The sequence below is a fragment of the Amycolatopsis sp. NPDC005961 genome, assembly GCF_040629235.1.
Lineage (GTDB): Bacteria > Actinomycetota > Actinomycetes > Mycobacteriales > Pseudonocardiaceae > Amycolatopsis > Amycolatopsis camponoti.
Map to the genome: position 1 here is coordinate 70,008 of NZ_JBEXVF010000025.1, position 22,453 is coordinate 92,460.

Here is a 22,453-nt window from a genome sequence, read left to right on the forward strand (position 1 = left end):
TGCGCCGCGCCCGGCGTCCCGGGTATCCCACATTCCCGGGATGGTCCGGCCCGCGGCGCGTTCCTAGCCTCGGCGGCATGACCCATTTCAGTGCGCCGGGCGAAGGCCCGGAACTCGATGCGAAGGACGCGAGGATCACCGTCAAGGTGGACGCCGAGCACACCGGCGGCGCCTACGAGCTGTTCGAGGTCGACGCGTCCCGCGGGCCGTCGGTCCCGCCGCACGCCGAGCCGTGGGCGAAGAGCTTCTACGTGCTGCACGGGCGCATCACGGTCTACGTCGACGGCGAGCTGCACGACCTCGGCCCCGGCGCGTCGATCAGCATCCCGGCGGGCGCGCTCAACACCTTCACCGTGCACACGCCGTCGGCGCAGTTCCTCGCCGTCAGCCTCACCGCCGCGATGGGGCGCTTCTTCCGCGACGTCGACCGGGCCGCGCCGGACCAGGTCCCGGAAGTCGCGAGCCGGCACGGCGTCGAGCTGGTGCGGCCGTGAACGCCGTCGTCCAGGTCTTCGCCGGGATCGCGGCGCTCGTGCACCTGCTCGCGTTCACGTGGGAGGTCGTGCTGTTCGAACGGCCGGGCGTGCACCGGGAAATCTTCCGCATCCCGACGGAGAACCTGCCGGCCACCCGGCTGTGGTCGTTCAACGTCGGGTTCTACAACCTGTTCCTGGCCGCCGGCCCGATCACCGGGCTGGTCCTGCTGCACACGGGCGACGTCGATGCCGGGCGTGCGCTGGTGCTCTACTGCTGCGCGTTCATGGCGCTGGCCGGGGTCGCCCTCGGCGTGTCCGACCTGCTCGCGCTCAGCCGTCCCCGGGGCAGCGGCCGCGGCGGCGCGCTCGCGCAGGCCGTACCGCCACTCGTCGCCCTGGTCGCGGCGCTGTTCTAGCCGGGCTCGATCAGCTGCTCGCTCCAGGCCCGGATGGCCGCGGCCTGCTCGGGCGCGAGGCGGTCGAGGACGAGCCGGCGGATGTTGGCGCCGTGAGCCCGGGTGGCGCTCTCCGCGGTCCGGCGTCCTTCGGCGGTCAGCTCGACGCCGGTGCGACGGCCGGTCGCGCCGTCCTCGGTCCGCGCCACCAGGCCGCGGTTCTCCATCCGGGTCAGCAGGTGTGCGACGCGGCTCTTCTCCCAGTCGAGCGCGTCGGCCAGTTCGCCGACGCGCATCGGCTTCCGCAGCGTCATCAGGACGCTGAACTCGGCCTTCGAAATGCCGCAGTCGCGCTGCAGGCCTCGGTCGAGCTCCCGGGCGAGCAGCCGCTGCGCGCGCATCCAGGTGTCCCAGAACGCCCACTCCGCCGGCTCCAACATGGGAGTAGCATACAGAGTTGACGCGTCAACTCTTGGAGGAGACCGATGAAGACACTGCTGCGCGGCGGCATGGTGGTCAGCATGGATCCGGCGCTCGGGGACCTTCCCCGTGGCGACGTGCTCATCGAGGACGGCCGGATCGCCGCCATCGGCGCCACGCTCGACACCGAGATCGCCGACGCCGAGATCGTCGACGCGACGGGGAAGATCGTGCTGCCCGGGTTCGTCGACACGCACCGGCACACCTGGCAGACGGCGTTCCGCGGCCTCGGCGCGGACTGGACGTTCGACCAGTACCGCGTCGGCGCGCACGGCACGCTCAAACCGCACTACCGGACCGACGACGTCTACCTGGGCAATCTCCTCGGCCGCCTCGAAGCGCTGAACTCCGGCGTCACGACCATGCTCGACTGGTTCCACTGCGCCCTCCACCCGGAGAACGCCGACGCCGCGATCGCCGGGCTGCACGACGCGCCCGGCCACTCGATCTTCTGCTACGGCGCCGACGGGCCGGACATCGCGCCGGAGATCCGGCGGGTGCGGGCCCTGCTGCCGGGCGACGACATGGCACTCGGCCTGCGCGGCCCGGTGATGTCCACAATGGACGAGACCGCCGCGGATGTCGCGCTGGCGCGGGAACTCGGGCTGCGGGTGAGCACGCACGTCCACGGCACCGGCGGCTGGCCGCACGGCGACCGGCCGATCGCCGGGATGCGAGACCGCGGGCTGCTCGACGAGCGCACGACCGTCGTGCACGGCAACGACCTGTCCGACGACCAGCTCGTGATGCTCGCCGAGGCGGGGTGTTCGGTGTCGGTCAGCCCGGACGTCGAGCTGAAGATGGGCTTCGCGCCGCCGGTGACCGGCCGGGCGCTCGCCGCCGGCCTCCGCCCGACGCTGTCGGTCGACGACTGCCTGTCCGCCGGCGGCGACCTGTTCGGCGCCATGCGCACGGCACTGGCCGTCGAGCGCGGCGGCGTCACGGCTCGCGACGTCCTCGAGTTCGCCACGGTGGACGGCGCCCGGGCCTGCGGGCGCAACGGCGGCCGCCTCGCCGTCGGCCGCGACGCCGACGTCGTCCTGCTCGACGCCGAGGACCTCTCGGTCTTCCCCGTCGGCGACCCCGTCCGCACGATCGTCGCCGCCGGTCATCCCGGCCTGGTGGACAGCGTCTTCGTCGCCGGCCGGGCGGTCAAGCGCGACGGGAAGCTGCTCGGCGTCGACCTGCCGGCCCTGCGCGCCCGGCTGCTGGAGTCGCGCGACCGGATCGCCGGTGCCGCCGGCGTCGCGGTCGACGGTTCGTGGACGCCTTAAGAAGCCGACGTCACGCGGTAGACGTCGTAGACGCCTTCCACGCCGCGGACCACCTTGAGGACGTGGCCGAGGTGCTTCGGGTCGCCCATCTCGAACGAGAACCGGCTGACCGCGACGCGGTCGCGCGAGGTCGTCACCGACGCCGAGAGGATGTTGACCTTTTCGTCGGCCAGCACCTTGGTCACGTCCGAGAGCAGCCGGTGCCGGTCGAGCGCCTCGACCTGGATGGCCACCAGGAACACCGAGGACGCCGACGGCGCCCACTCGACCTCGACCAGCCGCTCGGGCTGGGACTGCAGGTCGCCCGCGTTCGTGCAGTCGGTGCGGTGCACCGAAACGCCGCCGCCGCGGGTCACGAAGCCGAGGATCTCGTCGCCCGGCACCGGGGTGCAGCAGCGGGCGAGCTTGGCCCAGACGTCGCTGGCGCCCTTGACCACCACGCCGACGTCGTTGGAGCCGCGGCGCCGGGTGACGGTGGACGGCGTCGCGCGCTCGGCGAGCTCCTCCTCCGCCGCGTCGACCCCGCCGATGAGCGCCACCAGCCGCTGCACGACGTGCTTCGCGCTGGTGTGGCCCTCGCCGACCGCCGCGTACAACGACGAGATGTCGGCGTGGCGCAGTTCGGTGGCGACGGCGCCCATCGACTCCGCGGAGACGAGCCGCTGGATCGGCAGGCCGACCTTGCGGATCTCCTTGGTGATGGCTTCCTTGCCGCCTTCGATCGCCTCGTCGCGACGTTCCTTGGCGAACCACTGCCGGATCTTCGCGCGGGCCTTCGGCGAGCCGGCGAACTGCAGCCAGTCCCGCGACGGCCCCGCGTTCTCCGCCTTCGAGGTGAAGATCTCGACGACTTCGCCGTTCTCGAGCTTGCGTTCCAGCGCGACCAGGCGGCCGTTGACGCGGGCCCCGATGCAGCGGTGCCCGACCTCGGTGTGCACGGCGTAGGCGAAGTCGACCGGCGTCGACTCCACCGGCAGCGTGATCACGTCGCCCTTCGGCGTGAACACGAAGATCTCGCGCGAGGCCAGCTCGTAGCGCAGGGACTCGAGGAAGTCGCCCGGGTCCGCCGCCTCGCGCTGCCAGTCGAGGAGCTGGCGCATCCACGCCATCTCGTCGACGTCCACGGCGTTGCCGTTGTGCGTGCCCTTGGTTTCCTTGTAGCGCCAGTGCGCCGCGATGCCGTACTCGGCGGTGCGGTGCATCTCGTAGGTGCGGATCTGCACCTCGAGGGGCTTGCCGTCCGGGCCGATCACCGTGGTGTGCAACGACTGGTAGACGCCGAACCGCGGCTGCGCGATGTAGTCCTTGAAGCGGCCGGGAACCGGCTGCCACAGTGCGTGCACGACACCCATCGCGGCGTAGCAGTCGCGGACGTCCTCGACCAGGATCCGGACGCCGACGAGGTCGTGGATGTCGTCCAGGTCGCGGCCGCGGACGATCATCTTCTGGTGGATCGAGTAGTAGTGCTTCGGCCGGCCCTCGACCTTCGCGGTGATCCGCGACGACACGAGGTTGCTGGTCAGGTCGGTGATGACCGAGCGCAGGTAGATGTCGCGCGAGGGCGCGCGGTCGGCGACCAGGCGCACGATCTCGTCGTACTTCTTGGGCTGCAGGATGGCGAACGCGAGGTCTTCGAGCTCCCACTTGACCGTGGCCATGCCGAGCCGGTGTGCGAGCGGGGCGAGCACTTCGAGCGTTTCGCGGGCCTTGCGGGCCTGCTTCTCCGGCGGCAGGAAGCGCATGGTGCGCATGTTGTGCAGCCGGTCGGCGAGCTTGATGACCAGCACCCGCGGGTCCTTGGCCATCGCGATGACCATCTTGCGGATGGTCTCGGCCTCGGCGGAGGTGCCGAGCTTGACCTTGTCCAGCTTCGTGACGCCGTCGACGAGCTCGGCGACCTTCTCGCCGAAGTCGGCCTTCAGGCTCTCGACGGCGTAGCCGGTGTCCTCGACCGTGTCGTGCAGGAGCGCGGCGACGAGGGTCGTGGTGTCCATGCCCAGCTCGGCGAGGATGGTCGCGACGGCGAGCGGGTGGGTGATGTAGGGGTCGCCGGACTTGCGCCGCTGGTTCCGGTGCAGTTCCTCGGCGACGTCGTAGGCGCGCTGCAGCAGCCCGAGGTCGGCGTTGGGGTGGAGCTCGCGGTGGATGACGGCCAGGGGTTCGAGGACCTGCTTGACCGGGGCGGCGCGCTGCGCGGTGATCCGCCGGGCGAGACGCGCCCGGACCCGCCGGGTCGCGGACGGGTTCGGCGCCGCACCGTTCGGCCTCGGCGGCTGGGCCGCCGCCTGCCCGTTCTGCGGGGCGCCCTCTTTCGGGGGCACCGCGGCGTCGAGCTCCTGGCTCACCCGCACCTCCTGCTGCTCGTGCGGCCTTCGAACCACCAGGGTAGCCGTTGCGCCTCGCGGCCCTCTCGGGTGCGCCCGTTCAGGGGGATGTCAGGGCTCCGACCAGCGGGTTCACCCATTCGCCCGGCGTGTTGCAAGTCTTGAGGGCACCGTCGTGACTTTGCGGTCACGACGGTGCCCTCGAGGAAGCGAAACCCGGTCAGCAGACCTGGAGCGAGTGGATCTTCCGGTTCGCCAGCACGTCACGGCCTCGCAGCGCCGCCAGTTCCAGGACCACCGACACGCTGTCGACGACGGCTCCCACGTCCTCCAGGAGCTTGCCCGTCGCCGCGACCGTGCCGCCCGTCGCCAGGACGTCGTCGAGGATCGCGATGCGCTGGCCCGGCCGGACCACGCCCGCCGGGAGCTCGACCGTCGCCGTGCCGTACTCCAGCGCGTAGTCCACCCGGCCCGCCACCTGCGGGAGCTTGCCGGGCTTGCGGATCAGCACCACGCCGAGGCCGCGAGCGTACCCGACGGCCGCGGCGAGGAGGAACCCGCGAGCCTCCACGCCGGCGAGCGCCTCGACGCCGTCGTCGAGGGTGCCCGCCAGCGCGTCGGTCACCGCCTTGAACGCGCCCGCGTCCGCGAACAGCGGGCTCAGGTCGCGGAACAGCACGCCGGGCTCGGGGAAGTCCGGCACCTCGGCGATCAGGCCGAGGGCGTCGTCCAGGTGCACGTCAGCGCCTCCGCTTGCCCGCGGGCTTGCCGGACGGGCGCTGCTTCTGGATCCGGGCGGGGACGCTGGCCGCGGCCGCGTACGCCTTTTCCTTGCGCAGCTCCTTCGCCAGGGCGTCGTCGTCCGAGGCGTCGAAGTCCTCGCCCGCGGCCGCCTTGCGCTCCTGGGTGACGCGACGCTGGCGGACGCGCTCCGCCTGCTGTGCGTACTTCGGGTCGCGCATCTTGAAGTCGACCAGCAGCGGCGTCGCCAAGGCCACCGACGACAGGACGCCGACCAGGGTGCCGGTCAGCTGCACCAGCGCCAGGTCCTGCAGCGTGCCCGAGCCGAGCAGGACGTACCCGACGATCAGCAGGCCCAGGATCGGCAACAGCGCGATGAACGCCGTGTTGAACGACCGCATCAGGGTCTGGTTCAGCGCCAGGTTCGCCGCTTCGGCGTACGTACGGCGGGTCAGGCCGAGCAGGCCGCGCGTGTTCTCGCGGACCTTGTCGAACACCACCACCGTGTCGTACAGCGAGAACCCGAGGATCGTCAGCAGGCCGATCACGGTCGCCGGGGTGACCTCGAAGCCGACCAGCGAGTACACGCCGGCGGTGACCAGGATGTCGTGCAGCAGCGAAACCAGCGCCGCCACGGCCATCCGCGGGTCGAAGTAGATCGCCAGGAAGATGACGACCGCGACGAGGAACACCGCGAGCGCGAGCAGTGCCTTCTGCGAGATCTCCCCGCCCCACGACGCGCTCACCGCGCTGTCACTGATGGCCTGCACGCTCGGCTGCTTGTTGCTGCCGATCGGGCCCAGGTCCTGGAACAGGCCCTGCTTGACCTTCGCGACATCGGCCGCGTCCAGCGTGTCGGTGCGGATCTGGATCGTCGACGACGCTCCGCTGCCGACCTTCTGCGTCTCGGCGGCCGGGCGGCCGAGAGCCTTCTGGAACGACTCCTTGGCCTGGTCCTCGGTGATCACGCCGTGGACGCCGGTGGCGGGCATCTGGATCTGCGTGCCGCCCTCGAACTCGATGCCGATGTTGAAGCCGCGGAAGACCATCGACGCGAGGCACACCAGCACCAGCGCACCGAAGAAGAGGTACCAGCGCTTGCGCTTGCCGACGACGTCGAACGCACCCGTGCCGACGTAGAGCCGGTGGAAGATGCTTTCCTTCTTGCCGGGCTTGGCCGCCACCTTGGCGTCGCCGTCGGCGTCCGTGCCCAGTTCTTCGACCCCCACGTCAGGCCTCCTTCACGTTCGCGCGGCCGACCGTGGTCGACTTCTTACGCTGCGAACCCACTTGCTGCACGGCGCCGAGCCCCAGGTTCTTCGGATTGGACAGGAACGTCGATTTCGACGTGGACACGATGGCCACCAGCGGGTGCGTCACCAGGTACACGACGACGAGGTCGAGCACCGTGGACATGCCGAGGGTGAACGCGAAGCCCTGCACGTCGCCGACCGCGATGATGTACAGGATGGCGGCGGCCAGGAAGCTCACGCCGTCGGAGGCCAGGATGGTGCGCCGGGCGCGGACCCAGCCGCGTGGCACCGCGGACCGGAACGTCCGCCCCTCCCGGATCTCGTCTTTGAGCCGTTCGAAGTAGATGACGAACGAGTCCGCCGTGATCCCGATGGCGATGATCAGGCCGGCGATGCCCGCGAGGTCCAGCGTGTAGCCGATCCAGCGGCCGAGCAGCACCAGCACCGCGAACACCAGCGCGCCGGACAGGACCAGCGAAAGGATGGTCAGCACGCCGAGCAGCCGGTAGTAGAACAGGCAGTAGATGAAGACCACCAGCAGGCCGATGCCGCCGGCGATCAGGCCGGCCTGCAGTGAGGCCAGGCCGAGGGTCGCCGACACCGTGGTCGCGTCCGAGGAAGCGAACGACAGCGGCAGCGAGCCGTACTTCAGGATGTCCGAGAGGTCCTTCGCCTCGGACTGCGTGAACTTGCCGGTGATCTGGGTGTTGCCGTCCAGGATCGCGACCTGGATGTTCGGCGCGGACACGACCTGCGTGTCGAGGACGAACGCGGCCTGCTGGTTGACGTTCTTCGACGTGAAGTCGGCCCAGATCTTGGTGCCCTCGCTCTTGAAGCTGAGGTTCACCGTCCACTGGCCGCGCTGCGAGTCGTAGGCCGAGTTCGCGTCGGCGATCTCGGTGCCCGGCAGGAACTCCGGCTCCAGCAGGTACTTGTACGTGTCGTGGTCACCGCAGGCGACCAGCGGCAGCTTCGGGTCGTCGTTGCCCTCGAGGGGGTCCTTGGCGTTGGGCGCGCAGGTCAGCGCCGCCATCGCCTTCGTGACGAGCTCCTGGTTCGGCTGGCCGTCGGCGCCGATCAGCTTCGGGTCCTGGCGCAGCGCCTTCGCGGCCTGGATCTCCTTCGCCGTCTCCGCGTCCACCGAGCCGTCCGACGGCGCGGGAGCCTGGCTCGACGCGGGCGGCGGCGTGGTGCTGCTGGTCGGCGGGGCCGGCGTGGTGCTCTGCTGCTGCGCGGGCGCCGCGGCGGGGGCACCGCCACCACCGGCGGCCGGGCTCGACGGCGGGGCGCTGGAGCTGGCCTTCGGAGCGCCGGAGGACGGCGGGGCCGAGCTGCTCGGGGCCCCCGTCGGTGTTCCCGTCGGCGCGCCGGTGGCCGGCGGCGGCGTGGCCTGCGGCGGCACGACCGGCTGCGTCGCGTTCGCGACGACCTTCCGGAAGCCCAGCTTCGCGGTCTTGCCCAGGTTCTTCGCCTGGTCGCCCTGCTCGCCGGGGACGGTGATGACGACGTTGTTGCCGTCCAAGAGGACCTCGGTACCGCCGACGCCGATCCCGTTGACGCGCCGTTCGATGATCTGGCGGGCCTGGTTCAGGGACTCCCGGGTCGGCTGACCGCCGTCGGGGGTGCGGGCGGTGAGCGTGACGCGGGTGCCGCCCTGCAGGTCGATGCCCAGCTTCGGGGTCGGCTTGTGGTTGCCGGTGAGGAACACCAGCGCGTACAGCACGATCACGATCAAGGCGAACAGGGCGAGATAGCGTCCCGGGCGGAGATGCCCGGCTGAAGCTGCCACGGTGCTTCGGTCTCCTCGGACGGGGTGGACCCCAAAGTTGCGGTGCCCGCCCGGAGGGTTACCGGGAGGGACTGTGTGCGATTCACTCCCGGGCACGGGTATGACGGCGGACACGCACGCAGCACCGAGACACTACTCGGTGCTGCGTGAGCCCGGCGTGCGAGGCCACACCGACTTTCGTCGGGCGTTTCCGCGGCCCGCCCAGGGTGCCGCGGGGGTTACTTCTTGCCGTGCTCCAACGGCGGCGCCACCTGAGCGGTGGTCTGCGGCTCGTCGTCCTTGATGCCCGAGCCCGACTCGATGATCGACTCCTCGGCGGGCGCTTCGACGACCTCGTCGGCGGAGTCCTCTTCGGTCTCGACGACCGGCTCGACCTTCTCGCGGACCGCGAGCCGCAGCCAGGTGGTGACGACGCCGGGGGCGATCTCGATGTCGATCGTGTTGTCGCCGGAGGCGTCGGCGACGGTGCCGTAAAGACCCGACGTGGTCATCACGCGGTCACCGGCCGACAGGCTGCTCTGCAGGTCCTGCTGCGCGGCCTGCTGCTTCTTCTGCTTGCGCGTGCTCATCACCAGCGGCACGGCGAGGACGAGCACGAGCAGCAGGGGCAGCAATAGCTGTTGCATGATTCTCCGTTCGACGGACTCTCGGGCCCAGCCGAAATGTCCGGTTTTTGGGTATGTGCTCCTGTCAAGTGTGCCAGGTACCAGCGCGGACGCCAGCACCCACCCGCCGGTTCCGGCCGCTCAGTCCTGCTCGAACGGCGAGAGCCCGCCCGGGTCGGGGCGCCCCGGGTGGTCGGCGGGCGGCACCATGCCGAGGTGCTCCCAGGCGGCCGCCGTGGCGACCCGGCCCCGCGGGGTGCGGGCGAGCATACCGGCGCGCACCAGGTAGGGCTCGCACACCTCTTCCACCGTGGTCGCTTCCTCCCCCACCGCGACCGCCAATGTCGAGATGCCGACCGGCCCGCCGCCGAACGACCTGGTCAGCGCGGTGAGCACGGCCCGGTCGAGCCGGTCGAGGCCCAGCTCGTCGACGTCGTAGACGGCCAGCGCGGCGCGGGCGACCTCGACCGTCACCTTGCCGTCCGCGCGGACCTCGGCGTAGTCGCGGACACGCCGCAGCAGCCGGTTCGCGATCCGGGGCGTGCCGCGCGAGCGGCCGGCGATCTCCTGGCAGCCGTCGCGGTCGATCGGGATGTCGAGGATCGTCGCGGCGCGGCGGACGACCAGCTCCAGCTCGGTGTCGGTGTAGAACTCCATCTGGCCGGTGAAGCCGAACCGGTCGCGCAGCGGCCCGGTCAGCGACCCCGAGCGCGTGGTCGCCCCGACCAGCGTGAACGGCGCGATCTCCAGCGGGATGCTGGTCGCGCCCGGCCCCTTGCCGACGACGACGTCGACCCGGAAGTCCTCCATCGCCAGGTAGAGCATCTCCTCGGCGGGGCGGGCGATCCGGTGGATCTCGTCGATGAACAGGACGTCGCCGGGCGCGAGGTTGGACAGCATCGCGGCGAGGTCGCCGGCCCGTTCGAGCGCCGGGCCGGAGGTGATCCGGATGGCCGCGCCCAGCTCGGCGGCGACGATCATCGCCATCGACGTCTTGCCGAGCCCCGGCGGCCCGGACAGCAGGACGTGGTCGGGCGGCACGCCGCGGCGGCGCGCGCTCTCCAGCACCAGCTCCAGCTGCTCGCGCACGCGCGGCTGGCCGACGAACTCGTCGAGCTTGCGGGGCCGCAGCGTGCCTTCGACGTCCCCGTCGCCGGTCTGGGCCCACGCCGAGAGGGCTTCGTCTTCCTCCACGGCTTCATACTCCACGGCCGCGCCTACCGCTTCCGGCCGAGGGTGGTCAGCGAAGCCCGCAGCACGCTCGCCGTCGTGTGGCCGTCACCGTCGGCGAGGACCTTGTCGACGGCCTGCTCGGCCTGCTTGGCCGGGAACCCGAGCCCGGCCAGCGCTTCGACGACCTCGGCCCGCAGCGCGCCGGGCGCGGTGACCGACGGCGCGTCGCCGGAGCCGAGCGCGGTGACCTTGTCGCGCAGCTCGAGGGTGAGCCGCTCGGCGCCCTTGCGGCCGATGCCCGGCACCGAGGTGAGCACGGTGATGTTGCCTTCGACCAGCGCGGCCCGCAGCTTGTCCGGGTCGAGCACGGCGAGGGTGGCGAGCGCGAGCCGCGGGCCGATCCCGGACACGGTCTGCAGCAGGCCGAACAGCTCCCGCGCGTCGGCGTCGGCGAACCCGAACAGCGTCAGCGAGTCCTCGCGCACGACCAGCGCGGTGTGCAGCCGCACCTCCTCACCGCGGCGCAGCGTGGCCAGCGTCGCCGGGGTGGCCTGCACGGCGAAGCCCACTCCGCCGACCTCGACCACGACGTGGTCCAAAGCGACCGAAAGGACTTCCCCGCGTACCGACGAGATCATCGTGCTGCTCCAGGCTTCTTCGTCTTGGTCATCGTGGCTTGCTTGTTCGCCGAAGCCTGCTTCGCGGCCGCGGCCAGGCGGGCCTTGTGGGTGCGGGCCATCTCGGCCGCGCGCGCCTCGGCTTCGGCGAGCCGAGCGCGCATCGGCTCGCGCCAGAGGTGGCAGATGGCCAGGGCCAGCGCGTCCGCGGCGTCGGCGGGGTGCGGGGCGACCTCGAGGTTGAGCAGGCGCATCACCATGGCGGTGACCTGCGCCTTGTCCGCCCGGCCCGACCCGCTGACCGCGGCCTTCACCTCGCTCGGCGTGTGGAAGACGACGGGCAGTCCCCGGCGCGCGGCGGCCAGCGCGACGACCCCGCCCGCCTGCGCGGTGCCCATCGCCGTCCGGACGTTGTGCTGGGCGAAGACGCGCTCGACCGCCACGGCCTCCGGCCGGTACTTGTCCATCCACCGCTCGACCTCGTCGGAGATGCCGAGCAGCCGGTGCGCCAGTTCCGCGTCGGGCGGCGTCCGCACGACGCCGACGGCGACGCAGCGGACAGCGCGGCCCTTGCCGCCGTCGACCACCCCCAGGCCGCACCTGGTCAGACCGGGGTCGACCCCGAGCACCCGCACCCGTTTTCCTTCCCGCCGCGAACACCAGTTCGAGCTAGCAGGCTACTGGGCGCACCTGCGGCAGGATGGGTGACATGCCGGAGCCGTCGGATTTCGTCACCCACCTGGGCCTCGAGCCGCTCCCCGTCGAGGGCGGGCGGTGGGCGCAGAGCTGGCGCTCCGAAGAGGGGTCGGCGATCTACTACCTGCTCGTCGCGCCGGAGTCCTCCGCGCCGCACCGGCTGGACCGCGTCGAGGTCTACGCCCACCACGCGGGCGCGCCCGCCGCGATGCTCCTGCTGCACCCGGACGGCTCGGTCGAGCGGCCGGTGCTCGGCACCGACGTCGCGGCCGGCGAGCGGCCGCAGGTCGTCGTGCCCGCGGGGACCTGGCAGGCCACGGTCACCCTCGGTGCCTGGAGCCTGCTGGGCACGGTCGTGGTGCCGCCCTACACGGACGGCTGCGTGGAGTTCGCGCCCGCGTCGGACCTTGCCTCGCACTACCCGGAAGCGGCCGCCGACCTGCGGAAGTTCTAGGGGCCGTCGACGCCGGGGGTCCAGCTTTCGGGGTCGCCGCTGCCGGTGAGCACCAGCTGCCACCTGGCGAAGCCCTCGGGGGCGTCCGGGTGCCACGGGAACTTGCCCTCCGGCGTCGCGACGATCAGCTGCAGCGCCGGGAAGTCGCCGTCGGGGTAGATGAGGAACGCCGTGCCGAAGTACTCGGGGTAGTGCCCCTTGTGCACGCGCTCGAGGACGACCGGGACGCCTTCGAAGAAGTCGTCGTAGCGCTTGCCGACCTCGAAGATCTCGCCGTTGGCCGCGCGGTCGACGTAGGCGTCGAGCAGGACGGAGCCCATCTGGTCGGGCAGCCCGACCACGACGGCCTCGGGCACGTTGTGCAGCGCCCACGCGCAGGCGGTGAAGCAGTAGCCGGCGCCCTCGTCGTCGCCCGCGACCGTGATGACCGCGTTGCCGCGTTCCTTGGCCTGCCCCTCGATCCAGGCGACCAGGCGCTGTTCTTCCTCCGTCAGATCGGCGGCGAGGTCGGCGGAGGTGGCGGGGGTCGTCGAGGTCACGGCGCACATTCTGCCTGACGACTCCGCGAGAGCCCAGTGCCCGGGCCGGAAAATTTCCGGCCCGGGCCCGAAAGCGTTGCGGTGACGGGGAAAACTCGACCGACTTCGGCGAGCGCGGACGTTCGCCGCAGCCGGACAGCGCGAAGGCCGCCACGGGGACCATGCCCCCTGGCGGCCTTCGCGCGAATCCGAACCCGGCGTCAGCCGACTTCGGCGAGCACCTCGTCCGACACGTCGAAGTTCGCGTAGACGTTCTGGACGTCGTCGCAGTCTTCGAGGGCGTCGATCAGCTTGAAGACCTTCTTCGCGCCGTCCGCGTCCAGGGGGACGCTGACCGACGGGAGGAACGTCAGCTCCGCCGACTCGTACTCGAACCCGGCCTCCTGCAGCGCCTTGCGCACCGGCACCAGGTCGCCGCCCTCCGAGACGATCTCGAAGCTCTCGTCGAGGTCGTTGACCTCCTCGGCGCCCGCGTCGAGGACCGCCATGAGGACGTCGTCCTCGCTGGCGTCGCCCTTCGGCATGATCACGACGCCCTTGCGGGTGAACATGTAGGCGACCGACCCCGGGTCGGCGAGGGAGCCGTTGTTGCGCGTGAGCGCGGTGCGGACCTCCATCGCGGCGCGGTTCTTGTTGTCGGTGAGGCACTCGATCAGCACCGCCACGCCGTTGGGGCCGTAGCCCTCGTACGTGATGTTCTGCCAGTCGGCGCCGCCCGCCTCTTCACCGGCGCCGCGCTTGCGGGCGCGCTCGATGTTGTCCTGCGGGACGGAGTTCTTCTTCGCCTTCTGGATGGCGTCGTAGAGCGTGGGGTTGCCATCCGGGTCGCCACCACCGGTGCCCGTCCGCGCGGCCACCTCGATGTTCTTGATCAACCGCGCGAAGAGCTTGCCGCGCTTCGCGTCGAGGTTGGCCTTCTTGTGCTTCGTGGTGGCCCACTTGGAGTGGCCGCTCATCTCTCCTCCATCTGTTCCGTACCCCGGCCGGGCACCGCGTATCAAGCAGCCTGTCGCACGAGGTCGACGAACAACCGGTGCACCCGCACGTCGGGCGTCAGCTCCGGGTGGAACGCGGTCGCCAGCACCGCCCCCTGCCGGACCGCGACGATCCTAGCGGTGTCGTCCTCCACGCCGGGCACGCCGCTGACCGTGGCCAGCACCTCGACGCCGTCACCGGCCTTCTCGACCCACGGGGCCCGGATGAACACCGCGTGCACCGGCCCGTCGTCCACCTCGGCGAAGTCGAGGTCGGCCTCGAAGGAGTCGACCTGCCTGCCGAAGGCGTTGCGCCGGACGACGACGTCGAGCCCGCCGAGCTGCTGCTGGTCCGGCCGCCCGTCGAGGGTCTGCCGCGCGAGCAGGATCATCCCGGCGCACGAGCCGAAGGCGGGCATGCCACCGGCGATCCGCGCTCTGAGCGGTTCCAGCAGCTCGAACGTCTCGAGCAGCTTCGACATCGCGGTCGATTCGCCACCGGGCAGCACCAAACCGTCCACTTCGGACAGCTCGGCGGCGCGCCGCACCGGCACGGCCCGCGCGCCGGCTTCGGCCAGCATGGCGACGTGCTCGCGCACGGCACCCTGCATGGCGAGCACACCGATGACCGGCTCCGACGACACCCGACCTCCCGAAAGACCTTCCCACCAGCCTAGACGCACTCCCCCGCCGCCGTCCCGGCAGGTCAGCCCCGGTCAGCACCCGTGCGCCGAGAGGCATCACGCGTGATCCAGGGGGCATCACCGCGATGCCCCCTCAATCACAGGTGATGCCCGCCGGGTCACGCGTGATGCCCGCCGGGTCACGCGTGATGCCCGCCGGGTCACGCGTGATGCCTCCTTGTGCACGTCGGCGCGGTCCGGAGCCGAGCCGTCAGGGCACCCCGGCCAGCCTCAGCAGCGCAGCCGTCGCCGCGGCGGCCACCACCACCAGCACGAACGGTGCCTTCCGCCACGCCAGCACCCCCGCGACCAGCACCCCCGCCGGCCGCGCGAAGCCGGCGAACCCGTGGCCCTCCGTCAACGCGCTCACCGCCACCAGCGCCGCCAGCAGCACCACCGCCGCCAGCGCCATCAGCTTCTCCGCGCGCGGAGAAAGCTTCACCCGGCTGCGCAGCACCGGGCCGGCGAACCGGAACGCGAACGTCCCCAGCGCCAGGACCGCCGTGCCGACCAGCAGCTCCACCCCGTCCATCAGCGCACCTCCGCCAGTTCGGGTTCCTTCGCCAGGACACCCACGACGACGCCCGTCAGCGCCAGCAGCACCGGGAGCCCGGCGGGCAGGAACGGCGTCGCGGCCAGGGCGACCACCACCCCCACCAGCACCGGCAGCCGGGCCGACCGGTCACGCAGGGACGGCAGCACCAGGGCCAACAGCACCGCCGGGAACGCCGCGTCGAGACCGAACACGTCGGTGTCGCTGATCGCCGTCCCCGCGAACGCGCCGGCGACCACGCCGACGTTCCAGCAGGCGAACAGCCCGATCCCGCACGCCCAGTACGCCGCGCGGCGGCGGCCGGCCTCGCGCTGGGCCAGCGCGAACGCCACCGACTCGTCGATCATCAGGTGGCTGCCGGCCAGCCGGGCGGGCCACCGCTTGCCCAGGACGTCACCGATCGCGAAGCCGAACGGCAGGTGCCGCGCGTTGGCCAGCAGCCCGGCCAGCACCGCCGCGAACGGGTTGCCGCCCGCGGCGACGATCCCGATGAACATGAACTGCGACGCGCCGGCGAAGACCAGCAACGACATCAGCATCGGCAGCCAGAACGGGAAGCCCGAGCTCACCGCGATGGCCCCGTAGGAGACCCCCACGAGACAATCGGCCAGGCAGACCAGGCCGATGTCGCGGGCGAGGCCCCGATCGAGTGTTCGCCATATCGAACGCATGTGTTCTATGGTGAACACAGGCACCCGTGTTCGTCAAGGCGAACGGAACGACCGATGGAGCGAACGGCTATGTCGCAGGAAACGACCGGCGCGCCGCTGGAGATCATCGCGGCGTCCCTGCGCCGGGAACGCACCCGCGCGGGCTTGTCCCTGACCGAGGTCGCGCGCCGGGCGGGCCTGGCCAAGTCGACGCTGTCCCAGCTCGAGTCCGGCACCGGCAACCCCAGCGTCGAGACGCTGTGGGCGCTCGGTGTCGCCCTCGACGTGCCGTTCTCCCGGCTGGTGGAGCCGGAGCGGCCGAAGGTCCGCGTCATCCGGGCCGGCAAGGGCCCGACCGTCTTCGCCGAGCACGCCGACTACGCGTGCACGCTGCTGTCGGCCTGTCCCCCGTCCGCGCGGCGGGACATGTACCTCATCCGGGCGGAACCCGGCACGCCGCGACGGTCCGACCCGCACATGACCGGCGTGATGGAGCACATCGTGCTGTGCGCGGGACGCGCCCGGGTGGGCGTCCTGGAGGCGCCGGAGGAGCTGAACCCCGGCGACTACATCTCCTACCCGGGCGACGTCCCGCACATCTTCGAAGCCCTCGAGCCGGGTACCTACGGCGTCGAGATCTCCGAGTACATCTAGCTCCGGGCCGCCCGCCACCCGCGACCACCCGGCCGGACCGTCAGGCGGGCTCCTGCGCCGGATGCGTCAGCAGTTCCGCCTCCAGGCAGGCCCTGCGGTTCCGGATCCGGAACTCCTCCGTCTCGATCCGCAGTCGCGCCTCGCGCATCGGATCGCACGAGGAGCAGTGAGCCAGTTCCGCCTCGTACAGCAGGCCGTCCGTCGGGAGGGTCACCTGCCGGGCGTCCGTGGCCTCCTCGAACGGCCGCGGCAGAACGTCGCCGAGGCCCTTCAGCGCGCGCTCGACTTCCGCCGCCCTGTCCTCGATGGACCGCCACGGCGTGTCGCCGATGCGCCACTCGATCGACTCGACCCGGCTCGACGCGGAGTACACCTCCAAGACCCGCCGCACGTAGTAAGTGACCGCGTAGCACGGGTTCTCGTTGCGGAGGGTCCGGCGCGTCATGGTCTGGTTGTCGGCTTCGTCGAAGGTGGAGACCACGACCGACCGCTCCGCCTCGGTGGACTGGGCCGCGGTGATCGCGTTCTGGGTGAACTGGGAACTCGCCGTCCGCACCGACGCTCCACTCGCGACAGTCGTCTCGGTGGCGACCCCGAATTCCCCGCGTACCTGCGGTGCGCCGAAGAAGCCGGCGAGCCCGCCGCCCGCGGAGACCGACGTGTCGGCCCGCGTGCGGATGTCCACCAGGCTGTTCGTGTACGCCGAGGCCGACGAGAACCTGCTGGTCTCGGACAGCGCGCTCATCGTCTGCCGGAACGACGAATGCACCGACAGCCGCTGCTCCGCGGCTCGCACCCGGCGATACCGGTCGAATTCGGAAACCTCCACCGATTCACCGGGCAGCAGGGTGACCGTGTACAGCAGCGGCCCCTGCTGCCTGCCGATCAGGCTGAGCGAGTGCTGGTAGGTGATCCTGATCTCCAGCCGGCCCTGGTCGAACCGGTCGAGGGCGAACACCCGGCCCTCGTAGAAGTACTGCGCCCGGTCGTAGGGCAGCCAGGGAACCGGTGCCGGGCCGCCGCATTCGCCCGGGATCGGCTCCTCGCATCCGCCGCCACAGCCGGAACAATCACCGCGGTCTTTCCGCTTCTCCCCCTCGGCCGGGTGCTTCTTCTCTTCCACAGTCACGTTTCCTCCTCCGTTTCCGGCACTGTTCACGCCGTTGTCGAACGGTGGGAGGAACCGCGGCCGTGATACGTGGCGGAACGGCTAGACCGTCGTCCAGTCCGTGAGCACGACGTGTCCCGACCCGGTGCGCAGGCGCAGCCGGAACCGTCCCGCCGGCTTGGGCCGGACGGCGAACCAGCCGACGTCGTCGACCGGCACGGTCAGGACGGTCCCGTCCCGGGTTTCGACGTCGAGCTCACCCGGCTGCGCGGGGACGACCTGTCCGTGCAGATCGCTGGAGCCGACCTCGAGCTCGATCGTGAAGTCGCGGCCGGAAAAGGTGAGCGCTCGCAAGGGTGCCGCATCGGCGCGCACCCCCGTCGGCCCCGCGGCGGCGACGGAGTCGTAGGAAAGAGCGGCGAATTCGGCGTCGAGATCGCGCCACGAGAACGCGGCCTTGCCCGCCTCGACGAACCGGGCAGGCACCTCCCGCGCGGAACGGACCGCCTCGCCCAGCTCGGCGAGCAGCTCTTCCTCGCCACTCCAGTGATCCGCCATGGCCTTCACGCTTCCTCGGGACCGACGAACGACGCCAATGCCCGGCTCCGGCGGAGTGCGGCGATGCACCGCGAGCGGGACGGGCCGATCCCCCCGACCGGCATGTCCAGTCTCTCCGAAATCTCGGCGTAGGGCAGCCGCGGATCGTGGAACAGGAGGGTAAGCAGCTCCCGGCAGCGGGACGGCAGCTCGGCGAACGCTTGGCGCAGCGCGATGAACCGCTCCTGCTTCAGCAGCTCGGCATCGGCATCCGGAGCCGCCTCGTCGGCGAGCCCGCCGTCGTCGGGCACGAGCTGCGTCCGCTGCTGCTCCCGCAGGAACCGCAGGCATTCCCGGCGGGTGACGGTCGCGACCCAGCCCGGCAGCGCCGCCGGCTCACGCAACGACGGCAGGCCTTCGACGAGCCTGAGCCACACGCTCGCGCCGACGTCGTCGCAGTCGGCCGGGGACAGCCGGTACCGGCGGCAGATCGACCAGACCAGCGGCGCGTACCGCTCGACGAGCTGGTCCCAGGCCCGGCTGTCACCGTCGCGCGCCCGCTTGACCAGCGCGATCACGGCAGGGTCGTCCCGCATGGCACCACCTCGGGTCGAAGGGCCGGTCAGGATTTGACGGACGCCAGCTCGCGGGCGATCTTTCCCGTGACGGCGGCCGCGGCGAACGACGTCCCGCTCCACCGCGCGTAGCCCTCGAAGTTCTGCTCCGACGCATCGGACAGCCGGACCGGCTTGTCGAGGTAGTAGCCGTTGACCCGCAGGCCGTCGTCCTCGGTGTCGACCCAGTCCCGCTTCATGCTGAAGTCCGCGCCGGTCGCTCCCACGGCGAGGACACCGTTCATCGCCGCGGGCCAGATCTGCCACGGCGGCCGGGCGATGTGGCCGAGGTTGCCCGCGGCGGCCACGATCTGCAGGTCCTTGTTGGCCGCGGTGAGCACGTCGATGGCCCGGCGGAGCGCCATCGGCGGTTCCCCGTCCGCCGTCGCCGTGCCGAAGGACAGGTTGAGGACCTGGATCCCTTCGTCCCGGAACGCGGCGATCTTCCGCGCCGTGTCCCAGGACGTGCCGTCGCCCGTCCGGTCGTTCAGCGCGGCCTTGACGATGATCTGCGCGTGCGGCGCGCACTGCCAGATCCGCCCGGCGACGAAGGTGGCGTGCCCGGCCCAGACCGAATAGACGCCCTTCCGGTCGGGCTCCGCCTCGACGTCGGGTTCGGGGATGATCCGGCCTTTCGGGAATTCGGGGTGCCAGTACAGCGGTGTGTCCACGATGCCGACCCGGACCGGGTTCTCGACCGTCGATTCGTAGCTGCCGCCGGGCGAGCCGATCGGGTCACCGAAGTCGGGGTCACCGACCCCCTTGTGCTGCGGGTAGCCGATCAGCGTGTCCCGGTTCTTCCCGATCGCCGGAACGGCTCCGTCTTCGTACGCGAACTGGTTGCGCACCTCGTACAACAGCACGTCGAGATCGGTGAACCGGCGGCCGCTGCGACGCTCGAGCGCGGAGATCTCGTGCCAATACTTCGCACGGGTCTTCGTCGCGAACTCCGGAATTCCGGCGAGGTCCCTGATCAATGACAACTGCAGCACTTCGTCGGACTCGGGTTCCGTTGCCCCCGCCCAGACCCTGAGTTCCTTCAGTTTGTTTCCCACGTCTTCGACGTATCGGGAGTCGACAATCAGCTCGGTCTGCACAGTCATGATCTGCCTTCCGCTCGTCCTCGATCCCTGTTCGACGGAGGCGTCCCTCACCCATTTGATTCCAACATCGGAAAAACAGTTCCGGGTACCGCCAAGACGGTTCATGCTTTCAGGCATGGACCCGACCGCCGCCCTGGATCAGGCACTCGAGGCGTTGCGCCGCGCCGACGTCGACGCCGGTCGCGCGGCGCCGGTCGCGGAACGGGCCAAACGCCAGGCCGAAGCCGATGGTGACGACGCCGCGGCTTCGATCGCCGAGCGGGCGTGGGGCCGCGCGTTGCTGCAATGCGGGAACGTCGACAGCGCGATCGATCACCTGCGAAATTCTGTGGAGCTCGCGGAGAAATCCGGCTCGCCGTCGCTCGCCGGCGAAACGCGGATCCCGCTCGCGGCGGCGCTGCTCCAGCGCGGAAAACCCGACGACGCGGTGCGGAACATCGACGACGCCGTCGCTTCGCTCACCGGCGCCGGGCACGCAAGGGCACGCGCCCAGCGCGCCGACATCCTGCACCAGATCGGCAGGCTGACCGAGGCCCACGCCGAGTACGAGTCCGCCATTTCGCTGCTGCGCGACGGCGAGGACCTCCTGAACCTGCAACGCGCGCTGGTCAACCGCGGCATCCTGCACACCGAGCGGTACGTCTTCGCCGCCGCCGAGGCCGACCTGGAAGAGGCCCGCGAGCTGGCCGAGCGGCTCGGCCGGAAACTGGCCACCGCGATCATCGACGAGAACCTCGGCTTCCTCGAGACCTTGCGCGGCGACGTGCCCGCCGCGCTCGCCCGGCTCGGCCAGGCCGAGCAGGCGATCGGCGAACTGGGCGGCCAGCTCGGCCCGGTGTTCTCCGACCAGGCCGAACTGCTGCTGTCGGTGGGCGCGCGGGGCGAGGCCGCCGACGCCGCCCAGCGAGCCGTCCTCGCCTTCGAACAGGACCAGCGGCACCTGCTCGTGCCGGCCGCGCGGTTGTTGCTCGCCCAGGCGGCCGCGCTCGGCCGCGACTGGACGACCGCGCTGGACCAGGCGAGCCAGGCCCACCAGGACTTCGTCGGCCAGCAGCGCGCGGAATGGGCGGCCCTGGCGCGCCTGGGCGTACTGCGGGCCCAGTTGGCGCTGGGTCTCGACACGCCGATCTCCGGTGCGGACGCCGAGACCATGGTGGCCACCTTGAGCTCGGCGGGCTGGCCCGCCGCGGCCCTCGAAGCCCACCTCGCCGCCGCGATCCTGGCCGGCTCCCGGGCCGAAGCCAAGCGAAGCCGGTTTCACCTCCACCGCGCCGGCGCCGCGGCCCGGCGCGGGCCGGCCGCGCTCCGTGCGCGCGGCTGGTACGCGCGGGCCCGGCTGGCTTGGGACGACGGGAACGCACAGGCCACGGACCGGGCCGTGCGGGCCGGGCTGCGCATCCTCGACGAGCACGCCGCGGCGCTTGGGGCGACCGACCTGCGGGCCCATTCCGCCGCGCACCGCAGCGACCTGAGCGAGCTCGGGCTGCGGCTCGCCCTCCGTTCCGGCGCGCCGGAACGGGTCTTCGAGTGGGCCGAGCGCGGCCGGGCCGGCCGGCTCGCCCACCCGCCGGTGCGCCCGCCCGACGACCCGGAGCTCGCCGCCCTGCTCGCCGAGCTGCGCGCGACGGTCCGGGAGATCGACCAGCCCGGGCACACGGCGCCGGAACTGCGGCACCGGCAGTCCGTGCTCGAACGCCGGATCCGGGACCGGACGCGGCTCTACCCCGGCGCGCCCGGACAGCCGCCGACCACCCCGGTCAAGGTCGGCGACCTCGACCTCGGCGACCGCGCGCTCGTCGAGTTCGCGCAGGTGGACGGCGCGCTGCACGCACTGAGCCTGGTCAACGGGCGGCTGCGGCTCCGGGCGCTGGGCGCCGACGAAGACGTCGCCGACCGGGTGGCCCGGCTGGCGTTCGCCCTCCGGCGCCTCGCGCACCGCACCGGCAGCGCGCAGTCACGGGCCGCCGCGCTGATGTTGCTGCAGCGGACCGCGGAGGTGCTGGACCGGACCCTCTTCGGGTTGCTGCCGGAGATCGGTGACCGGCCGCTAATCCTGGTGCCGACCGGGTCGCTGCACAGCGTGCCGTGGTCGGTGCTGCCGTCCTGCTCGGGGCGCCCGGTTACGGTATCGCCATCGGCCACGCTGTGGCACGCGGCCGCCGAACGCCGCGACGAGGTCCCCGGCACGGTCGCGGTCGCCGCCGGGCCCGGCCTGGCCGGCGCCCACGACGAAGCACAGGCCGTGGCGGCGTTGCACGGCGTCACCCCGCTCGTGGGCGAAGCCGCCACCGTCGAGGCCGTGCTGAAAGCCGTCAGCACGGCCGACACCGTGCACCTGGCCGCGCACGGCAGGCTCGCCGTGGACCAGCCGCTGTTCTCCGACCTGCGGCTGCACGACGGCCCGCTCGTCGTGCACGACCTGGAACGGCTCGACCGGGTGCCGCAGACCGTCGTGCTCGCTTCCTGCGACAGTGGCCGGTCGGTGGTGTGCACGGGGGACGAGCTCCTCGGCCTCAGCGCCACGTTCATGGGATCGGGCACGGTCCACCTCATCGCGTCGGTGGTGCCCGTGCCCGACGCGGAAACCCGGCCGCTGATGGTCGAATTCCACCGGGCGCTCGCGCACGGCGCCGCGCCGGCGGCCGCGCTGGCGGACGCCCAGAAGTCGTTGCGCGGCAACGGGCTCGAAGCGCTCGTCGCCGCCGCGGGATTCGGCTGTTTCGGCGCCGGGCATTGAAATCGCTCTTGTAACGTTCTTTTC

General features: G+C 71.6%; 24 protein-coding genes. 6 read left to right on the forward strand and 18 right to left on the reverse strand.

The window, feature by feature from the left end; all coding sequences use genetic code 11:
• Positions 1–77 precede the first annotated feature (77 nt).
• Together ABZ342_RS23225 and ABZ342_RS23230 are read left to right on the forward strand one after the other, a co-directional pair.
• A complete protein-coding gene (locus ABZ342_RS23225) occupies positions 78–494 on the forward strand; it encodes a cupin domain-containing protein (protein ID WP_360476463.1) in 417 nt (138 codons plus the stop codon).
• On the forward strand, positions 491–892 hold the full coding sequence (locus ABZ342_RS23230) for a DUF1304 domain-containing protein (RefSeq protein ID WP_360476466.1): 402 nt from the start codon (positions 491–493) through the stop codon (positions 890–892). Before ABZ342_RS23225 ends, ABZ342_RS23230 begins: the two co-directional genes overlap by 4 nt.
• Here the strand turns inward: ABZ342_RS23230 and ABZ342_RS23235 are convergent.
• Positions 889–1,311, reverse strand: coding sequence for a MarR family winged helix-turn-helix transcriptional regulator (locus ABZ342_RS23235; protein WP_155549622.1), 423 nt, complete (start codon positions 1,309–1,311; stop codon positions 889–891). The two genes, ABZ342_RS23230 and ABZ342_RS23235, sit on opposite strands and share 4 nt — an antisense overlap.
• A gap of 45 nt (positions 1,312–1,356) precedes the next feature.
• On the opposite strand from ABZ342_RS23235, the gene ABZ342_RS23240 reads away from it, so the two are divergent.
• Positions 1,357–2,625: an amidohydrolase family protein gene (locus tag ABZ342_RS23240; RefSeq protein ID WP_360476470.1), complete on the forward strand. Its 1,269-nt coding sequence runs from the start codon at positions 1,357–1,359 to the stop codon at positions 2,623–2,625.
• Here the strand turns inward: ABZ342_RS23240 and ABZ342_RS23245 are convergent.
• The 8 genes from ABZ342_RS23245 to ruvC form a co-directional block, all read right to left on the reverse strand.
• Positions 2,622–4,970, reverse strand: coding sequence for a bifunctional (p)ppGpp synthetase/guanosine-3',5'-bis(diphosphate) 3'-pyrophosphohydrolase (locus ABZ342_RS23245; protein ID WP_155549620.1), 2,349 nt, complete (start codon positions 4,968–4,970; stop codon positions 2,622–2,624). The genes ABZ342_RS23240 and ABZ342_RS23245 overlap by 4 nt on opposite strands.
• Positions 4,971–5,169: 199 nt before the next feature.
• Positions 5,170–5,688 carry an adenine phosphoribosyltransferase gene (locus ABZ342_RS23250; protein WP_360476474.1) on the reverse strand — a complete coding sequence of 173 codons (519 nt, stop codon included), beginning with the start codon at positions 5,686–5,688 and terminating at the stop codon, positions 5,170–5,172.
• A 1-nt stretch (position 5,689) separates the two neighbouring features.
• Positions 5,690–6,919 carry a protein translocase subunit SecF gene (gene secF / locus ABZ342_RS23255; protein ID WP_360476477.1) on the reverse strand — a complete coding sequence of 410 codons (1,230 nt, stop codon included), beginning with the start codon at positions 6,917–6,919 and terminating at the stop codon, positions 5,690–5,692.
• Position 6,920: 1 nt separating this feature from the next.
• Positions 6,921–8,732: a protein translocase subunit SecD gene (gene secD, locus ABZ342_RS23260; protein WP_196425950.1), complete on the reverse strand. Its 1,812-nt coding sequence runs from the start codon at positions 8,730–8,732 to the stop codon at positions 6,921–6,923.
• Positions 8,733–8,950: 218 nt separating this feature from the next.
• On the reverse strand, positions 8,951–9,358 hold the full coding sequence (gene yajC, locus ABZ342_RS23265; protein WP_196425949.1) for a preprotein translocase subunit YajC: 408 nt from the start codon (positions 9,356–9,358) through the stop codon (positions 8,951–8,953).
• Between the two features lie 120 nt (positions 9,359–9,478).
• Positions 9,479–10,546 carry a Holliday junction branch migration DNA helicase RuvB gene (gene ruvB / locus ABZ342_RS23270; protein WP_196425948.1) on the reverse strand — a complete coding sequence of 356 codons (1,068 nt, stop codon included), beginning with the start codon at positions 10,544–10,546 and terminating at the stop codon, positions 9,479–9,481.
• A gap of 8 nt (positions 10,547–10,554) precedes the next feature.
• Positions 10,555–11,148 carry a Holliday junction branch migration protein RuvA gene (ruvA, locus tag ABZ342_RS23275; protein ID WP_360476487.1) on the reverse strand — a complete coding sequence of 198 codons (594 nt, stop codon included), beginning with the start codon at positions 11,146–11,148 and terminating at the stop codon, positions 10,555–10,557.
• Positions 11,145–11,762 (reverse strand): crossover junction endodeoxyribonuclease RuvC, encoded by a 618-nt coding sequence (gene ruvC, locus ABZ342_RS23280; protein ID WP_360476491.1) that lies wholly within the window; start codon positions 11,760–11,762, stop codon positions 11,145–11,147. Before ruvC ends, ruvA begins: the two co-directional genes overlap by 4 nt.
• A 74-nt stretch (positions 11,763–11,836) precedes the next feature.
• Between ruvC and ABZ342_RS23285 the strand changes: the two genes are divergently transcribed.
• Entirely contained in the window at positions 11,837–12,277 is a 441-nt protein-coding gene (locus tag ABZ342_RS23285; RefSeq protein WP_360476494.1) for a cupin domain-containing protein, read from the forward strand.
• On the opposite strand, the gene ABZ342_RS23290 is transcribed toward ABZ342_RS23285, so the two are convergent.
• The 5 genes from ABZ342_RS23290 to ABZ342_RS23310 form a co-directional block, all read right to left on the reverse strand.
• Positions 12,274–12,825 (reverse strand): DUF4262 domain-containing protein, encoded by a 552-nt coding sequence (locus tag ABZ342_RS23290; protein ID WP_196425947.1) that lies wholly within the window; start codon positions 12,823–12,825, stop codon positions 12,274–12,276. The two genes, ABZ342_RS23285 and ABZ342_RS23290, sit on opposite strands and share 4 nt — an antisense overlap.
• A gap of 191 nt (positions 12,826–13,016) precedes the next feature.
• A complete protein-coding gene (locus tag ABZ342_RS23295; protein ID WP_155549612.1) occupies positions 13,017–13,772 on the reverse strand; it encodes a YebC/PmpR family DNA-binding transcriptional regulator in 756 nt (251 codons plus the stop codon).
• A 41-nt stretch (positions 13,773–13,813) separates the two neighbouring features.
• The gene (pdxT, locus tag ABZ342_RS23300; RefSeq protein ID WP_360476498.1) at positions 13,814–14,434 is read right to left on the reverse strand and encodes a pyridoxal 5'-phosphate synthase glutaminase subunit PdxT; all 621 of its coding nucleotides are present in this window, start codon (positions 14,432–14,434) and stop codon (positions 13,814–13,816) included.
• Positions 14,435–14,684: 250 nt separating this feature from the next.
• A complete protein-coding gene (locus ABZ342_RS23305; RefSeq protein WP_155549610.1) occupies positions 14,685–15,005 on the reverse strand; it encodes an AzlD domain-containing protein in 321 nt (106 codons plus the stop codon).
• The gene (locus ABZ342_RS23310) at positions 15,005–15,697 is read right to left on the reverse strand and encodes an AzlC family ABC transporter permease (protein ID WP_360476502.1); all 693 of its coding nucleotides are present in this window, start codon (positions 15,695–15,697) and stop codon (positions 15,005–15,007) included. Before ABZ342_RS23310 ends, ABZ342_RS23305 begins: the two co-directional genes overlap by 1 nt.
• Before the next feature lie 69 nt (positions 15,698–15,766).
• Here ABZ342_RS23310 and ABZ342_RS23315 point away from each other — a divergent pair, with 69 nt between their 5' ends.
• Positions 15,767–16,330, forward strand: a complete 564-nt coding sequence (locus tag ABZ342_RS23315) for an XRE family transcriptional regulator (protein WP_155549608.1) — start codon at positions 15,767–15,769, stop codon at positions 16,328–16,330.
• A gap of 40 nt (positions 16,331–16,370) precedes the next feature.
• Here ABZ342_RS23315 and ABZ342_RS23320 read toward each other — a convergent pair whose 3' ends face one another.
• The 4 genes from ABZ342_RS23320 to ABZ342_RS23335 form a co-directional block, all read right to left on the reverse strand.
• Positions 16,371–17,459 carry a hypothetical protein gene (locus ABZ342_RS23320; RefSeq protein WP_360476505.1) on the reverse strand — a complete coding sequence of 363 codons (1,089 nt, stop codon included), beginning with the start codon at positions 17,457–17,459 and terminating at the stop codon, positions 16,371–16,373.
• An 81-nt stretch (positions 17,460–17,540) separates the two neighbouring features.
• On the reverse strand, positions 17,541–17,996 hold the full coding sequence (locus ABZ342_RS23325; protein ID WP_360476508.1) for a hypothetical protein: 456 nt from the start codon (positions 17,994–17,996) through the stop codon (positions 17,541–17,543).
• A 5-nt stretch (positions 17,997–18,001) separates the two neighbouring features.
• Positions 18,002–18,571: a sigma-70 family RNA polymerase sigma factor gene (locus ABZ342_RS23330; RefSeq protein WP_360476511.1), complete on the reverse strand. Its 570-nt coding sequence runs from the start codon at positions 18,569–18,571 to the stop codon at positions 18,002–18,004.
• A 26-nt stretch (positions 18,572–18,597) separates the two neighbouring features.
• On the reverse strand, positions 18,598–19,572 hold the full coding sequence (locus ABZ342_RS23335) for a S8/S53 family peptidase (protein ID WP_360476514.1): 975 nt from the start codon (positions 19,570–19,572) through the stop codon (positions 18,598–18,600).
• Between the two features lie 235 nt (positions 19,573–19,807).
• Between ABZ342_RS23335 and ABZ342_RS23340 the strand changes: the two genes are divergently transcribed.
• Positions 19,808–22,429 (forward strand): CHAT domain-containing protein, encoded by a 2,622-nt coding sequence (locus ABZ342_RS23340; RefSeq protein ID WP_360476517.1) that lies wholly within the window; start codon positions 19,808–19,810, stop codon positions 22,427–22,429.
• The last annotated feature ends 24 nt before the right edge of the window (positions 22,430–22,453 follow it).

Excerpts from the sequence above, each read along its gene's own strand:
- ABZ342_RS23325 (WP_360476508.1), bottom strand. The coding sequence starts at position 17,996 with ATGGCGGATCACTGGAGTGGCGAGGAAGAGCTGCTCGCCGAGCTGGGC.
- ABZ342_RS23310 (WP_360476502.1), bottom strand. The coding sequence starts at position 15,697 with ATGCGTTCGATATGGCGAACACTCGATCGGGGCCTCGCCCGCGACATC.
- ABZ342_RS23330 (WP_360476511.1), bottom strand. The coding sequence starts at position 18,571 with ATGCGGGACGACCCTGCCGTGATCGCGCTGGTCAAGCGGGCGCGCGAC.
- ABZ342_RS23235 (WP_155549622.1), bottom strand. The coding sequence starts at position 1,311 with ATGTTGGAGCCGGCGGAGTGGGCGTTCTGGGACACCTGGATGCGCGCG.
- ABZ342_RS23285 (WP_360476494.1), top strand. The coding sequence starts at position 11,837 with ATGCCGGAGCCGTCGGATTTCGTCACCCACCTGGGCCTCGAGCCGCTC.
- ABZ342_RS23340 (WP_360476517.1), top strand. The coding sequence starts at position 19,808 with ATGGACCCGACCGCCGCCCTGGATCAGGCACTCGAGGCGTTGCGCCGC.
- ruvA (WP_360476487.1), bottom strand. The coding sequence starts at position 11,148 with ATGATCTCGTCGGTACGCGGGGAAGTCCTTTCGGTCGCTTTGGACCAC.
- ABZ342_RS23240 (WP_360476470.1), top strand. The coding sequence starts at position 1,357 with ATGAAGACACTGCTGCGCGGCGGCATGGTGGTCAGCATGGATCCGGCG.
- ABZ342_RS23315 (WP_155549608.1), top strand. The coding sequence starts at position 15,767 with ATGTCGCAGGAAACGACCGGCGCGCCGCTGGAGATCATCGCGGCGTCC.
- ABZ342_RS23305 (WP_155549610.1), bottom strand. The coding sequence starts at position 15,005 with ATGGACGGGGTGGAGCTGCTGGTCGGCACGGCGGTCCTGGCGCTGGGG.
- ABZ342_RS23225 (WP_360476463.1), top strand. The coding sequence starts at position 78 with ATGACCCATTTCAGTGCGCCGGGCGAAGGCCCGGAACTCGATGCGAAG.
- ABZ342_RS23295 (WP_155549612.1), bottom strand. The coding sequence starts at position 13,772 with ATGAGCGGCCACTCCAAGTGGGCCACCACGAAGCACAAGAAGGCCAAC.
- ABZ342_RS23290 (WP_196425947.1), bottom strand. The coding sequence starts at position 12,825 with ATGTGCGCCGTGACCTCGACGACCCCCGCCACCTCCGCCGACCTCGCC.
- yajC (WP_196425949.1), bottom strand. The coding sequence starts at position 9,358 with ATGCAACAGCTATTGCTGCCCCTGCTGCTCGTGCTCGTCCTCGCCGTG.